Origin of the sequence: Isachenkonia alkalipeptolytica, from assembly GCF_009910325.1 — a bacterium.
Classification (GTDB): domain Bacteria; phylum Bacillota; class Clostridia; order Peptostreptococcales; family T1SED10-28; genus Isachenkonia; species Isachenkonia alkalipeptolytica.
The window spans coordinates 1-13,026 of record NZ_SUMG01000008.1 but is presented as its reverse complement, the minus strand read 5'-3'; the positions used below and the strand labels follow the sequence as shown (position 1 = coordinate 13,026).

16 protein-coding genes and 1 pseudogene are annotated in these 13,026 nt (G+C 39.5%); 5 read left to right on the top strand and 12 right to left on the bottom strand.

Features of this window, described 5'->3' with window-relative positions:
* Positions 1–214: 214 nt before the first annotated feature.
* The 3 genes from ISALK_RS07970 to gloA all read right to left on the bottom strand — a co-directional run bounded on the left by ISALK_RS07970 (position 215) and on the right by gloA (position 2,332).
* Complete coding sequence (locus tag ISALK_RS07970) at positions 215–1,438, bottom strand: reductive dehalogenase (RefSeq protein WP_160721000.1); 1,224 nt, start codon at positions 1,436–1,438, stop codon at positions 215–217.
* Between the two features lie 63 nt (positions 1,439–1,501).
* Positions 1,502–1,921 (bottom strand): molybdenum cofactor biosynthesis protein MoaE, encoded by a 420-nt coding sequence (locus ISALK_RS07965; RefSeq protein ID WP_160720997.1) that lies wholly within the window; start codon positions 1,919–1,921, stop codon positions 1,502–1,504.
* 27 nt (positions 1,922–1,948) lie between these two features.
* Positions 1,949–2,332 carry a lactoylglutathione lyase gene (gene gloA / locus ISALK_RS07960; protein WP_160720993.1) on the bottom strand — a complete coding sequence of 128 codons (384 nt, stop codon included), beginning with the start codon at positions 2,330–2,332 and terminating at the stop codon, positions 1,949–1,951.
* A gap of 256 nt (positions 2,333–2,588) precedes the next feature.
* On the opposite strand from gloA, the gene ISALK_RS07955 reads away from it, so the two are divergent.
* The 3 genes from ISALK_RS07955 to ISALK_RS07945 are packed head-to-tail and all read left to right on the top strand — an operon-like array spanning position 2,589 to position 4,229.
* Positions 2,589–2,945, top strand: coding sequence for a PadR family transcriptional regulator (locus tag ISALK_RS07955; RefSeq protein WP_160720991.1), 357 nt, complete (start codon positions 2,589–2,591; stop codon positions 2,943–2,945).
* Between the two features lie 14 nt (positions 2,946–2,959).
* Positions 2,960–3,682, top strand: a complete 723-nt coding sequence (locus ISALK_RS07950; protein WP_160720989.1) for a permease prefix domain 1-containing protein — start codon at positions 2,960–2,962, stop codon at positions 3,680–3,682.
* Positions 3,675–4,229, top strand: a complete 555-nt coding sequence (locus ISALK_RS07945) for a hypothetical protein (protein WP_160720987.1) — start codon at positions 3,675–3,677, stop codon at positions 4,227–4,229. Before ISALK_RS07950 ends, ISALK_RS07945 begins: the two co-directional genes overlap by 8 nt.
* A gap of 113 nt (positions 4,230–4,342) precedes the next feature.
* On the opposite strand, the gene ISALK_RS07940 is transcribed toward ISALK_RS07945, so the two are convergent.
* Positions 4,343–4,948 carry a superoxide dismutase gene (locus ISALK_RS07940; protein WP_160720985.1) on the bottom strand — a complete coding sequence of 202 codons (606 nt, stop codon included), beginning with the start codon at positions 4,946–4,948 and terminating at the stop codon, positions 4,343–4,345.
* A gap of 390 nt (positions 4,949–5,338) precedes the next feature.
* Between ISALK_RS07940 and ISALK_RS07935 the strand changes: the two genes are divergently transcribed.
* Entirely contained in the window at positions 5,339–5,674 is a 336-nt protein-coding gene (locus ISALK_RS07935; protein WP_160720983.1) for a hypothetical protein, read from the top strand.
* Between the two features lie 44 nt (positions 5,675–5,718).
* On the opposite strand, the gene ISALK_RS07930 is transcribed toward ISALK_RS07935, so the two are convergent.
* From ISALK_RS07930 to cls, 7 genes and pseudogenes are all read right to left on the bottom strand, one after another.
* Positions 5,719–5,913 (bottom strand): hypothetical protein, encoded by a 195-nt coding sequence (locus tag ISALK_RS07930; RefSeq protein WP_160720981.1) that lies wholly within the window; start codon positions 5,911–5,913, stop codon positions 5,719–5,721.
* 35 nt (positions 5,914–5,948) lie between these two features.
* Positions 5,949–6,263, bottom strand: a pseudogene (locus ISALK_RS07925) (peroxiredoxin family protein); the annotation flags it as partial.
* Between the two features lie 12 nt (positions 6,264–6,275).
* Positions 6,276–6,407, bottom strand: a complete 132-nt coding sequence (locus tag ISALK_RS15075) for a thioredoxin domain-containing protein (RefSeq protein WP_236660325.1) — start codon at positions 6,405–6,407, stop codon at positions 6,276–6,278.
* A gap of 237 nt (positions 6,408–6,644) precedes the next feature.
* Positions 6,645–7,994: a DUF2812 domain-containing protein gene (locus ISALK_RS07920; RefSeq protein ID WP_160720977.1), complete on the bottom strand. Its 1,350-nt coding sequence runs from the start codon at positions 7,992–7,994 to the stop codon at positions 6,645–6,647.
* Positions 7,991–8,314 (bottom strand): PadR family transcriptional regulator, encoded by a 324-nt coding sequence (locus ISALK_RS07915; protein WP_160720975.1) that lies wholly within the window; start codon positions 8,312–8,314, stop codon positions 7,991–7,993. The genes ISALK_RS07920 and ISALK_RS07915 overlap by 4 nt, the downstream gene beginning before the upstream one ends.
* Before the next feature lie 189 nt (positions 8,315–8,503).
* The gene (locus ISALK_RS07910) at positions 8,504–9,712 is read right to left on the bottom strand and encodes a PAS domain-containing sensor histidine kinase (RefSeq protein WP_160720973.1); all 1,209 of its coding nucleotides are present in this window, start codon (positions 9,710–9,712) and stop codon (positions 8,504–8,506) included.
* A gap of 104 nt (positions 9,713–9,816) precedes the next feature.
* Positions 9,817–11,373, bottom strand: coding sequence for a cardiolipin synthase (gene cls, locus ISALK_RS07905; protein ID WP_160720971.1), 1,557 nt, complete (start codon positions 11,371–11,373; stop codon positions 9,817–9,819).
* Between the two features lie 183 nt (positions 11,374–11,556).
* Here cls and ISALK_RS07900 point away from each other — a divergent pair, with 183 nt between their 5' ends.
* Positions 11,557–12,042 (top strand): hypothetical protein, encoded by a 486-nt coding sequence (locus tag ISALK_RS07900; RefSeq protein WP_160720969.1) that lies wholly within the window; start codon positions 11,557–11,559, stop codon positions 12,040–12,042.
* Between the two features lie 238 nt (positions 12,043–12,280).
* On the opposite strand, the gene ISALK_RS07895 is transcribed toward ISALK_RS07900, so the two are convergent.
* Positions 12,281–13,026, bottom strand: a 746-nt coding sequence (locus ISALK_RS07895) for an RNA-guided endonuclease InsQ/TnpB family protein (RefSeq protein WP_160720967.1), incomplete at its 5' end; no start/stop codon positions are given.

Sequence of the window (13,026 nt, the reverse complement as noted above, 5' to 3'; positions counted from 1 at the left end):
CGACTTTTGGATCAATATTTTCCTTTGGTCTTGTCATATCCGAATCCCTCACGTCCTTTCTGATACAGTGGTAGTCTCTTTTCTATTTCATCTTAAGAAACGAGACAAAACCATATTGTTATTTTAGCAGATTACAAAGCTTACTACCTCATTTTAAAGTTTCAAAAGTTAGACCCGGCAAAAGGTTCTATAAACCCTTTACCAGGTTTCTTTTTTATAGCCCCCGTCTTCGCGGGATCATTACTTCTCCACGATCTGCCCACCGTTCCTGTTTTAAATAGCCGTTTTCTATTCTATACAAAGTATTCGTTTGTAGAATACATCCCCGATCCCGTTCTGCACAGCCTTTGCATTCAAAACACTGCATGGATTCAAATCCATAAGTGAAAGGACACACGGCAATACAATTTGCACAACTGGCTCCATTTTCTTGCCAAAAATTCAAACAGCGCTCCCCCTTTATATACCATTTTTTCACTCCGGAGTTTCCAGTGATCTGGTTACAATCGATTGTTTGCTCTCCCTGGGTGATGGCTTCCGGTGGACAATGTTCTGCACAAAGAATACAGTTTTCGCAGAACTCAGTAATACCGAAATCAATTGGCTGATCGGGTTCCAAGGGCATGTCCGTAAGGACTTTTGCCAGTCGAACGTTGGAACCATATTCTGGTGTAATCAAAAGACCGTGTCGACCCAATTGACCAAGGCCTGCATCCACGGCAAGAGGAATACTTAAGGCCGTATCATTCATGGAAGGTATTGCCCGATACCCTAAGGCCCGGATATATTCCGCTAAAGATACTGCGGTTATACCCATCCTGGAATATCCGAAGGAAGTAGCTACACTGGCGTCTAGCTCCGGGGATTCATAAATCATCTCCTCATCCATCAAAAAAGCCAGTACAATTGCCCGGTTCATGGATCTGGGAATATAAAAACCCTCTTCCTTTTCCTCCGGCTCTCCTTCATCGATAATAATGAAAGGCTTTTCCATATCCTTGGAGTAAATCCATTTTTCATCCAGTTCCGTAATTCCCGTCAGATCTGATCCATATAGCTTTGCCGTATTTTTCACCATATCCGTCAACTCTTTGGAGGAATTACCCACCGGCATCTTCGAAAGATGTTCCGGAACAATCATAGACTTCCACTGCAAAAACTGATGATTGGGAAAGCCATAGGAACCCAGTATCAAATTCATTGCATTTGCCCCTAAATCCCTGGCATTCTCTTCCCTAGAAAAGCCTTTATCTCCTTGTTGCATACGGGTGCCCAGGTTCTTATGCATTTTTTCAAGAAAACCTAAATAGCTGGGCTCTCCCATATCTCGGGTGCTGACAATGGCAAAGGCCTGGTTTGTTACGGGGAATCGTTGGTAAATACTTCCATCCACCCTATAAGGTTTTTGATCAACTTTCATTTCATCTCTTGAAAGCAAGGTGATTCCTCCTTTATCCTTCCGAATAAACAACTTTTCCTACTTACCCATCTACAACTAACCTTATTGATGTTTTGAGTCGGATATTTCGATTTCAGTAACGCACTCATTTTTTATTTTTCCGACGGCAAATTGCAGGGCATCAATCACTCGCGGTCGAATATCCCCTCCAATGAGAACAAACATAATGTCGTCACCGACTTCCAATACCCCTTCATTTAACCAAACCTTTACATGGAAGATCCCCTCAAGTTCTTTTGTCTCTTCTATTACTTTCAAGACTTTCTCCGAGTCATAGGAAAACTCCAGTTTATTTATGATCCGTCCCTCATCAATTCCCTGTCGTACTTTAATCTTCGGAGTTTTTCGAACCACTCCATTATGGACCAGGTACATGCCTTCTTCATGGGCTTCAGGACCTTTTTTTACTTCCTTTAGCCATTCATCCATGGATGGTGGGGCCTTTTTTTGTTTATGATTCATGGTCAGAACCCTCCTAACTTTGGTTGTTTAAGCCCTTCGAATAATCTCCACTTCGTATCCGTCGGGGTCCGTGAGAAAATAATACCTTGGAGGTGAACCGGGAAGTCCCATTAGCTCCGTCACCTCATAACCCATTTCCTTATGTCTTCGTTGGGAGGCTTCCAAATCCTCCACGGATAGAGCCATATGACTGAATCCATCTCCAATGGTATAGGGCTTTTCCTGATTGTAGTTATAGGTCAGTTCAATTTCATGATTTTCAGCTTCATCGGCTAAAAACACCAAGGTAAATTCATGCTCTGGAAAATCCTTTCTTCGGGTTTCTTTTAACCCTAAAGCCTTCGTATAAAACTCCAGGGATTTTTCCAGATCCTTCACCCGTAGGCAGGTATGCAACATTTTATATTTCATTTTTAACGCCTCCATTATTTTTTTCTCACTTGGATATATATCCTTTATTTAATTGGATAATCAATTTGAAACTTAGATTTTCTGCTTTCTTATTATTATTGTATCTAAAATCTCCGCAAAAACCTACTATTTTTTAATTTTCAGAAAATCTTGACTTGCATAGTTCTTCTATGTATAATTTAAGCATAGATACTCTATGTATGTTTCTATCTTATTAACTTATTCTTTTTGTGTAATAAACCAAAGGAGGTAAATCATGAAATATGATAAAGGTTTAATCGGAGGAAGCACGGTACTGCTCCTGTTATCCCTTCTCAAAGAGCAGGATCGCTACGGCTATGAGATCATTAAGGAGTTGGAACTTCGATCGGAAAATGCTTTTCAGTTTAAGGAAGGAACCCTTTATCCCGTACTGCATCGTTTGGAGGCTAAGGGCTATGTAAAATCCTATCAAGCTAAAGGGGATACGGGAAAAAACCGCAAATATTACAAGATCACAAAATCCGGTCTAGAGGAATTGGAAGTGGAAACCGAAGCCTGGAAGTCCTTTTCTGAAAATGTGCAGAAAGTGCTTGCGGGTGGCAATGGAAAAACCTTGAATACTTACGGCTAGGGAGGTGGACATGAATGCAAACTAAGGATCCTGAAATAAACGATTTCATTAAAGAACTATTAAGAGAAATTCGTTTTTTCCCTGCAAAGAAAGAAATAGAACAGGAATACAGTGATCATCTTGAAGATAAAATTCGGGATTTAATCATTGAAGAAAGGATGACTAGAGAAGAAGCCCTTTTCATAACTCTAGAAGAAATGGGAGACCCTCGTGAAATCGGCAAAGCACTTAACGAAGTTCATAACCCTTTCTTAGGCTGGGCACTGTTAGTAAGTCGGGGGCTTTTGATTGTTTTCGGAGCTTTTGCTCTTCATTTGCTAATCTCTTTTAGCAGCGAATTGTTATTTCATAGCACGAGGGATATCGGAATAGAAGAAGACCTTGTGATTTCAGAAATTCCCATTGATCGAGAAATTGAAATGGATGCCACAACCTACTATTTTGACCGTGCGGTTATTCAAAATAACGGCGAAGCTTTTATTCTTATTGAAACCTTATCTTATACTAGACCTCCACGTATTCGAGGATTGTTTTTCACTTCCGTTCAAGATAATTTAGGAAACACTTATTACGACCTTACGATTCCTTATCGTTCACGGATTTTTCGGAAAGATTTAGTACTTCCTCTAAAAAACATAGCGGAAGAAGCCGAGTTTCTTACCTTGGAATTCGATCGTTATAACCGAGCGTTTGAAATTAACCTACCCCTTCCCGAAAGGAGGGATCCCTATGAATAAAAAGAAGAAATTAATTTTACAGATTCTTCTCTTACTAATCATACTTCTATTTATTATTAGCCAACAACAGCTTTTCTTTACCTGGGAGTCCGCCTACCGTCATGTTGAAAGATATATCCATTTTGGACCTGCCACGGAATTACATACTGTGGACAATCCTGAAGGCCGCTACATCATTGCAGCTTACGACGTCTGGATTGCCGTTTTTCATCTCGATCAACGCTACGGATTATTCTATACACCGCGCTCTATGCTGGGAGATCTTAACGTCAAAAAAGATGACAATATCGCCTTTGAAACGGTCCATTACTATTTTGCAGACAATGAGATGCACTATGTTCTTTGGGCCTATGCAAAGGATCCTGATACCTCCCTCGAGGTGAAACGCAGTGATGGTTCTACCGTTATGATGGAACCATTCGGTGAAAATATTTATTTTGCCCATTGGCCCTCCGAGGATCAAGTAAGCACTGTTGCAATCGATCCGATTGTAATTCGAGGTTATGATGGATCCGGGGAACTTATACAAGAAAAAGAGTTTGAATAAATAAACAAACCCAAAAAAAACACCAACAAGAATGAAGTAAACATTCTGTGGGTGTTTTTCTTTAGTTTGCTCCGATGCTGCATTTTTAATCAAAATTATCTTTTTATAGTTTCTTATTTAGCCTTTTCCCAACGACTTTCAACCCTGGACCAGTCCACCACATTCCAAAAAGCATCCACGTAGTCCGGTCTCCGATTTTGATAGTTCAGATAATAGGCATGTTCCCAAACATCCAAGCCCAGAAGTTCAATCTGCCCATTAGAAATCGGGGAGTCTTGATTGGGAGTACTGGTGATTTTCAATTCCCCTTGATCCATTACCAGCCAAGCCCATCCGCTTCCAAAACGCTTTAACGCCGCATCTTTAAAGTCATTTTTAAAATTCTCCATGGATCCGAAGGCATCTTCTATGGCCTTTTTAAAATCTTCACCGGGTTCTACCTCCTCCGGTGAAAGGATTGCCCAAAATAAGGTGTGGTTGTAATGACCCCCTCCATTATTTCGTACTGCGGTCTGAATATCCTTAGGTAATTTCTCAAGATTCTTTAATAGATCCTGAATATCCCAGGATTCAAGATCTTTTTGTACTTCCAAGGCCGCATTCAGTTTTTCCACATAACCGTTGTGGTGTTTTCCATGATGGATTTCCATGGTTTTTGCATCAATGTGAGGTTCGTAAGCATCAAAACTGTGTCTTAACTCCGGTAATTTAAATTTCATTGTAGCATTCCTCCTATAAAATATATTCGATTTTATCCGATGGCTTGCAAAGGTAAAATATGACAATTTGTTTTAAGCCATTAAACTTTGAATGCACCACCATGGGATAATAATTGATAACCATTACTATGATACCCGGCATTATTAATGATAATCATTTTTACTTGATTTTTGTTATCTTTATCGACCGGCATTATAAAACAATGAACCAAGAGCCTTTATATAAAACAACTTCTAATAACAGAATTATTCAGTAAACCGCAAACAAAAAGAATTTGTAAGTATAAATTAGTAAATTATTTGATAGAAATAAAGGTTTTTTTAAATGCTTTATAGAAGATAATATACAGACGGGAAAACGGGAACAAATACTTTAATGGAGGAACATCTATGTGGTGGTTTGGACGATGGGATTCAACAAAAGGCGCCTGGGATATCGACATGAAATCAAGTCCTAAGAACCGAAAACGAAAAGAAGGGATTCGCGCAGTCAAGAAGGGATTTATTATACTGCTGATCGTTTTTGTGCTCCTATTTCTTACTACAGAGCTGGCGGATACTTTGGACTTTACTACCGATGGTTTATTTCTTCAGTTTGTCGGAGGATTTCTAACAATTTTGATATTCGGTTTATCTTTTATTGGCCTTTTTCTACTGGTTTACATTTTTGTCGGTATTTATTATTTTATTAAATACTTCAAGTATTCCGATGAGGATGGGAAATAAAAAAATTGCGGCATCTATAGATGCCGCAATATGTATTATTCTGATTATTCCCCACGAATGCCTTCTATAATCAACATGGTACAAAAAATAACCAAAAAAATCAGAGTCACCAATAACCTGTGGGTCGCCGATACTTCCGTTGAGGCATACCCTAAACCATTGATTAACGGGGTTATCAATATTAAAGATCCTAAGTAAATCACAATGGATCCCAATAAAGCCAGGTTCAAATTCCTCATTCGTACTCCCCTCCCATAAATTCAGAGTCATGTCCTTAATCCTCTATCAACTCTAAAATTTCCTTGTTATCGGGAATATCCTTCATGGAATGACCATAATGTACATAGCGAAGTACTCCTTCTTTATTGATCAGCATTTGCGCAGGCATTCGCCCGAGCTTAAAGATTTTCATTTCCTGTTCGTATAGTTTTAATACCTTTCCCTCAGGATCCGGAAGTCCATAAAATTTGAAATCATGCTCTTCAAAATAGCTCTTAAACTTGTCAGGTTTTTCCGGTCCAACTGCCACGATGGCTGTGTCCTTTTCTTGAAACTTCCGGTAATCTTGATGCAACTGCATCATATGCTTTTGGCAAAAGGGTCACATAAATCCTCTATTCAATACCAATAATACACTTTTTTCTCCTCTAAATTCAGAGAGCTTGAATGTATGACCATGAAAATCTTCCACTTCAAAATCCGGTGCGGTTTTATTGACCTCGATATTTCCCATGTTTTCACTCCTTATGGTTTCTATTTTTGTCCACTGGTAGACTTTCTTTTCAAAAATATTTAATGACTTCATTTGTAGTACATACCCTGACATCTTTTGTATACACAGTTTTTCATTATATGTCTATTATCTTCTATAAATCAGTAACGATAACTTAAGACCTCTCAGCAGATTGTAAAAACAAAACCAGTGCTTCCCTGTTTATTGCTTATAGCTCCAGAACCCAAGATGCTTTTGCTAAGGAGAGGTCACAATTACTCCTTCTTGTTGGGAACTTCTAAAGAATAAGCGTTCTACATCCTCAATGAGTTCTTCATCTCTAAAGTCCAGATTCCCTCGAATCTGAAGAATTTTGTCATCCTGAAGAATAAATACGTGATTACGGCTTCCGATAAATCCGATCCTTTCCACGTCCCAAAGAGAGTTTATGGGGTGGTCTTCTCGAAAGTCTTGTCCTCTTTCATCCAAAAGTCGTTCATAAAGATATTCAGCAACCCCAGGACTAATAGCTCGGTAGTAAGCGTAATTATAAATCCCTTCCTGTTGATTTACAGGATATCGCACCTCATAATATTCCGGTACCAAGAGACTGCTTTGGGTGTAATAACGAAATTCTTCAGCTGCTTCTTCTTCGAAGTCTCCCCAGGGACCTCCGGATAATAGCGGATATTTTTCCGGGAGCGGTCCCTGTCCTCTTCCTTTTTCGCCAATGATCATACTCGGTGGAAGTATCAGTATCAATAGTAATAAAACTATGGTCAGCCCATTGTATAACAGGTTGTCATTTTTGATTTGTTGATCCTTTTGAATCCACCGGCTTGCTAAATGGGTTGCTAAGATTATTACCGGCGTGCCTACTAGGGCTATGACTATGCCTTGATTGCCTCCGAGAAGGTCTCCCAGCATTCCAGCGGCAAAAGACACCCCTAAAAACAAGGGAATTACCCCAAGGAACCATGCTCTTTTTCTTGCTTTTCCATAATTTCTGCTCTCAAAGATTTCCTGGCGATCCACTTTCTTTTGCATTTGATAACGGACCAGAACTAAATAAACCAGGACCACGATTAAATATACCCAAAACAACGGTAACATCAGAGCCAGTAATGTATTGGTATTATTCATTAGATTCTCAGGCCCTATGGGAAAATGAGAAAAAAGCAAGGATGTCAGTATTAATATCGAAACAATGACTGATGCTACTCGGCGATTCCAAATAGAGGTGGATACGATCCGAGCCTCCGTCTCAAGATCCGTTTGTATCGGCTTCGGAGGTTTTTCAGCCTCACTGTAGAAAAATTGCAAATACCCCTTACCATCGATATAATTCCAGCCCGCCGCCTCACATAAATCCCGGTATTCCTTGGCTTCCACCGGATCTTTTTCTCCTTTGTATTTCGGTATCTCAAACACATCTACTGTAAAATGTACTTTCTTCGGATCGGTTCTTTCAAAGGTTGCATAAAATAAATTGGTTTCCTTTAACATCCATCCCCGTAGGGCCATATCTTCCAAGTATACTTCCATAGCTTTATAATCCAGTTCAAAAATATTCCAAGCTACCCGTTTACGCTTCTCTTTTGATTTCATGATTGTCTCTCCCTTGTTAATATTCGGTCTCCATCCCGTACTAACCGTTGTAGTCGTTGATATTCTTTTTCTAAAACATCCCGCCCTTTTTCCGTGATCACATAAGTTTTTTTACGTTCTCCCACGGAATCGATTCGGATCAGCTTCTCGGCGGTAAACTTTGAGAGCAGGCTATAGAGGGTTCCTGCTCCGATTTCCACTCTTCCTTCGGTAAAGGTATGAACTTTTTGCATGATTCCGTAACCGTGATGGGGGTTGGTTAATATTAGTAAAATATAATACATCGGTTCCGTCAGATTTCTTGTTTGGCCATTTTTCATTGCAATCATTCTCCTCTAGCATGCTTATTAATATATCGCTGCGAAATATATCGCTTACCGTTATATATCGCCTATCGCTATAATATCATCAGAAAAATAATCTGTCAATCAGAAAAATGGTAAAATTGCATCAAAAAAGCCTACCCCTATTTTCGGGATAGACCTTGTTTTAAATAATTTTTGATAATGTTAGGGTTTGCTCGGGATTTTCAATCCCATGGTCGTTCCTTTGCCCTCAGCGCTTGCGATAATCCACTTTGCATCGGTCCCATCAATTAAATCTTTGGATATCAACAAACCGAGGCCTGTCCCTTTTTCGTTTTCGGTTCCCGTGTTGGATTGAGATTCCTTTCTTTTGATTCTTTGAATCATATCCTCGCCCATACCGGTACCGTTATCAACCACCTGTATTGTAACTCCGTTCTGGTTTTTATGAGCGGAAAGCGTGATCCGTCCACCTTTATTCGTGAACTTCAGTGCGTTATTGGTAAAATTCCGGAACACGGTACTTAGCATATTGAAGTCTCCGATTGCGATCAGATCTTCGTCCTCCGGAAGTTCAATACACAAGTCAATTCCCTTTTGCATTGCATGAATTTTAAACATATCATAGATATTTTTAAACAGGGCGGCAATTCGAACTTCCTCTTTTTCAAGTTTCATCGTGCCTTGTTGAACATGAGCCCAATGCAGCAAATTCTCCAACAGGGTCATACTGTTCTGGGAAGCTTCAAATACTTCCCGCTTGATTTCATCTTCCTCCTTTGCTTCGAAAAATTCCGGGTCTTGGAGCATCAACTCAAAAATATTGACCACATTTCCCAAGGAGTTTTTTAAATCATGGGCCATAATCCTCATCATTTGATCTTTAATTTGATTAGTTTTTTTCAATTCCCTTTCGGATTCAATAAGTCTTTGTTCCGCCAGTTTCTGTTCGGTGATATCGAATACAATACCTTTAACTGTATGGGGGCTTCCGTCTTCCGTTCTTTTTATAATCACTCCCCGGTCATAGAACCACTTAATCTTTCCGGTTCTGGTTACAATTTTATACTCGGTTTCGTACACCGGTTTTTTTCCGATTAGATGGTCCTTCATATCCTGATAGGCCCGGTCCCGATCTTCAGGATGAATCATCCCCACAAAATCTTCAATGGTAAAATGATCCTTTTTAGGATCATACTCCAAGGCTTCGATTTTCAAGGGATTGGCTATAACTTTTCGATTAACCAGATCCATTTCCCAGTGCCCTAGATTTCCAGCCCAAGGAAATTGAAGCTTCTCTGCTTCCATCTGTTGATGTTTTAATTCAAACTTTTCCCGCTTCAATAATTCTACTTCTTCCTTGCACTGCTGTAGCTTTTCTTGTAAGTAGGCCATACGCTCTTCTTTTTTCAAAAAAATGCTCCTTTGCTATGTTTGAATTATTTCCTATATTTTAACTCATTCTTTTCCAATCTACTATTTGTTAACGATTGTTAAAAATCTTCAGATCCATAATTTTACATCCACGGAGAGAATAACCGCAGAACCGAACGCCCTAGTACTCTCGGCCAAGAGGCTCCGCTAACCTCTCTAAACTCCACTTGATGACATTTCCCTAAGGTTTCAAAGAAGTCGGCTTTCATAGCTTCCAAGGAGGAAGCCTCATGCATCCAAACTCCGCATTCAAAGTGCAGGTAAAGACTTCGGTAATCCATATTAATAGTACCCACCACCCCATACTCATCGTCCACAATAAAGGTTTTCGAATGAATAAATCCGGGAGTATACTCATATATTTTCACACCGCTATTAATTAACATCCCATAATACGATCTGGTCACCTTATGAACATACCATTTATCCGGGATATGGGGCGTTATAATACGAACATCCACACCGGATTTTGCGGCACTGGTAATGGCTGTAAGCATTCCGTGATCGAGGATCAGGTAAGGAGTTGTAATACAAATCGTCTTTTTTGCTTTGGTAATCAGATTCAGATACACATTTTCTCCAACGGTTTCACCATCCAAGGGGCTGTCAAAAAAAGGCTGAACAACCCCCGGTTCTTTTTCAAGTTTTTGTAGTTCCTCTTTTGAATATTTATTCTTAAAGGGAAGAAAACCTTCCACCTCATCCCGTAAATAATCCCATAGACTTAAAAACATCACCGTAAAACTCCATACGCCTTCCCCTTGGATCATAACGGAGGAATCTTTCCAGTGGCCATGTTTTTCGTATACATTAATGTATTCATCACCGATATTGATCCCTCCGGTAAAGGCAACTTTCCCGTCGATTACTGCGATTTTTCTGTGATCCCGGTTATTATGCAAAGAAGAGAGTACTGGAATTACCGGATTAAATACGCAGGTTTTTATGCCCATGGCTTCTAAGGTCAAGTGATAATTTTTCGGCAGTGTCAACATACACCCTACATCATCGTAAATGACTCGAACATCCACCCCTTCTTTTACCTTTTGTTTCAAAATATCTAATATTTTATTCCATAGTTTCCCCTCAGCAATAATAAAATACTCCAAAAAAATAAATTTTTCAGCTTCATGGAGCTTTTCTATGAGCTTTTCAAATTTTCTCTCTCCCGTTTCTAAATAGTAGGTTTGAGTCTTTTTATAAGGAGGATACAATCCAAAATCATTGATATATCGTATTTGGTTTGCCGCATCGCGGTTAGTTTCATCCATTTTCTTAGGAATTTCCATATTTTTAGGCAAGACTTCCCCACTTTTTTCCATCAAATGCCCCATTTTCCGACGAGCGTTCCGACTGATCCGGTTCTGTGCCATCATAAGATAAAAAAGCCCTCCAAAAATAGGAAAGAGTAGTATAGGGATTACCCATACCAGTTTATACTCCGGATGAATGTTCTTATTGATAACCCAGATAACCACAGCAATGCTCAACAGGATACTAAACCCGTAAAAAACTACAAAATAAGCTTGAAAGCCCAACAGCACACCGATGATTAATGCAATCTGCAATAGAAAGGCGACCAGCAGATACGCCACCCGGTGGAACATTACCTTTTTAATTCCCTTAATCACTCTATACATAGTTTTCTCCTTAATTTGATTTAATTTTCTATTTCAGAAGGTTCTTTGCTACCTTTCCTTTTCCCCTCAAATAGAGTATTCTTTATTTAATTCTATCAATTATAAAACTATTTGCAAGATTTTTTATTAATGGTAAAATACAGTAAAGCTTGATTGAACCTTTATATCAAAGGAGGCTTGTAAATGTCAGGATTGGATACTGTACTACTGATCGTTATTATCACTATATTAGGAAAAGATGTGGGTCCTAAAATCATAGGCTATTTTAATGCAAAAAAAGGTGGTGTATTAGAAACCCCTATCGCTCCTTATATTTCCAAACGTACCCGCTTAATCTCCCACGGAATTTTTGTGTTGGTTTTTTTAATCCTTATCATCCATTTTGATGCGTTAGATCTACTCACACTAGTTTTTTTTATTTCTCTGGTTATTATGGAGTTAATCCCTCAACCTCATGGGGTATATGAAAAAGGACTTCGGGCCAAAGGACATTTTTATTATTGGGAAAATATCCAAAAAATTACGGTCCCTAAAAAAACTTCTGTTTTTGAAATTAAACTGAAACGAAAGCTGCTTTTTAAAGTTTCTTTCTCTGTTTCTAGCGCTGACCGAGAAACCTTGATCAAAGCACTAAGTGGTAAACCGGTTGAGCTAGAAGTCGGAAGATAAAATTACAAAAGTGTCGCCGCGGTACACCAAGTTTTCTCACAAACAAAACCTTTCATGATTGAAATTCAATAGATTCGATTTTCCTCGCCTTCGGCTCTTTTTCCCTTTATAGCACTTTAATATACTAATGAGTGACATACTCCCACCACTTATAGAAGTGGGGGCTTCTCGTTCGAGTAGCCTACCGGCTACAGCATAAGCGAGCTAACCCCGTGTGCCCCACGGTTTTATGTAGAAGTTATGCCAATGTCATACGCATTCCTTCTTTTTTGATATTGATACTTGCATTATGATCCCGGTCTAGGGTCATCCCGCACGTTTCACAGTGGTATACCCGCTCTGACAGGAGAAGTTCTGCTTTCTTTTCACCACAACCACTGCAGAGTTTAGAGCTTGGGAACCATTTGTCGATTTTGATGATTGCTTTTCCTTGATCCTTCAGTTTGTAATCCAGCATACTGACAAAGAGGCCAAACCCATTATCGGAAACGCTTTTGCCAAAGTGAAGGGCTCTAGACATCCCCTTCATGTTCAGGTCTTCGATGCACACGCGATCAGCCGCATTGGTTATCTGCCGTGATAACTTGTGCAAAAAGTCTTTCCGTTGATTTCGGACTTTCTCATGGAGTCTCGCTACCTTGATGCGCTGCTTGTTTCGATTTTGACTTCCCCTTTGACATTTAGAAAGTTTTCGCTGTTCCTTCTGTAGCTTTATAAGGGCTTGATGGTAAAACCTTGGATACGCAGCCGGAATCCCTTCGGAGGAAACGAATAGTTCTCTCATGGAATAATCCAATCCTAGAAACACCTTTGGTTCCACTATGTTGATCTCTTGATCATACTGATACAGCATGCTTGCGTAGTATTTCCCCGATGGTGTTTGACTAATGGTTACGGATTTCAGGGTATAATCCTCCGGGATCTCCCGATGCTGCTTGATTTTTACGCCTTTGAGCTTTGGAAGGACCAACAAGCCCTTTTCCA

Excerpts from the sequence above, each read along its gene's own strand:
- ISALK_RS07950 (WP_160720989.1), top strand. The coding sequence starts at position 2,960 with ATGCAAACTAAGGATCCTGAAATAAACGATTTCATTAAAGAACTATTA.
- ISALK_RS07945 (WP_160720987.1), top strand. The coding sequence starts at position 3,675 with ATGAATAAAAAGAAGAAATTAATTTTACAGATTCTTCTCTTACTAATC.
- cls (WP_160720971.1), bottom strand. The coding sequence starts at position 11,373 with ATGTATAGAGTGATTAAGGGAATTAAAAAGGTAATGTTCCACCGGGTG.
- ISALK_RS07935 (WP_160720983.1), top strand. The coding sequence starts at position 5,339 with ATGTGGTGGTTTGGACGATGGGATTCAACAAAAGGCGCCTGGGATATC.
- ISALK_RS15075 (WP_236660325.1), bottom strand. The coding sequence starts at position 6,407 with ATGGGAAATATCGAGGTCAATAAAACCGCACCGGATTTTGAAGTGGAA.
- ISALK_RS07930 (WP_160720981.1), bottom strand. The coding sequence starts at position 5,913 with ATGAGGAATTTGAACCTGGCTTTATTGGGATCCATTGTGATTTACTTA.
- ISALK_RS07965 (WP_160720997.1), bottom strand. The coding sequence starts at position 1,921 with ATGAATCATAAACAAAAAAAGGCCCCACCATCCATGGATGAATGGCTA.
- ISALK_RS07920 (WP_160720977.1), bottom strand. The coding sequence starts at position 7,994 with ATGAAATCAAAAGAGAAGCGTAAACGGGTAGCTTGGAATATTTTTGAA.
- ISALK_RS07900 (WP_160720969.1), top strand. The coding sequence starts at position 11,557 with ATGTCAGGATTGGATACTGTACTACTGATCGTTATTATCACTATATTA.
- ISALK_RS07940 (WP_160720985.1), bottom strand. The coding sequence starts at position 4,948 with ATGAAATTTAAATTACCGGAGTTAAGACACAGTTTTGATGCTTACGAA.
- gloA (WP_160720993.1), bottom strand. The coding sequence starts at position 2,332 with ATGAAATATAAAATGTTGCATACCTGCCTACGGGTGAAGGATCTGGAA.
- ISALK_RS07915 (WP_160720975.1), bottom strand. The coding sequence starts at position 8,314 with ATGAAAAATGGCCAAACAAGAAATCTGACGGAACCGATGTATTATATT.
- ISALK_RS07955 (WP_160720991.1), top strand. The coding sequence starts at position 2,589 with ATGAAATATGATAAAGGTTTAATCGGAGGAAGCACGGTACTGCTCCTG.